The sequence below is a fragment of the Staphylococcus intermedius NCTC 11048 genome, from assembly GCF_002902385.1.
Classification (GTDB): Bacteria; Bacillota; Bacilli; order Staphylococcales; family Staphylococcaceae; genus Staphylococcus; species Staphylococcus intermedius.
Genome location: NZ_PPQH01000054.1, coordinates 1 through 262, shown reverse-complemented (window position 1 = coordinate 262; position 262 = coordinate 1). Strand labels below are relative to the sequence as shown.

The 262-nt window shown below is 31.3% G+C and carries 1 pseudogene; it reads left to right on the top strand.

The window, feature by feature from the left end:
* Positions 1–56: 56 nt before the first annotated feature.
* Positions 57–262, top strand: a pseudogene (locus CD138_RS11445) (IS6 family transposase); the annotation flags it as partial.

Sequence of the window (262 nt, the reverse complement as noted above, 5' to 3'; positions counted from 1 at the left end):
GGTTCTGTTGCAAAGTTAAATATGTAGTATAATTTTAATAAAAAGGAGCATTCTACATGAACTATTTCAGATGTAAACAATTTAATAAAGACGTCATAACTGTAGCCGTTGGCTACTACTTAAGATATCCACTGAGTTACCGTGATATATCTGAAATATTAAGAGAACGTGGTATTAATGTTCATCATTCAACGATCTATCGTTGGGTTCAAGAATACGCTCCTATTTTGTATCAAATTTGGAAGAAAAAGCATAAAAAAGC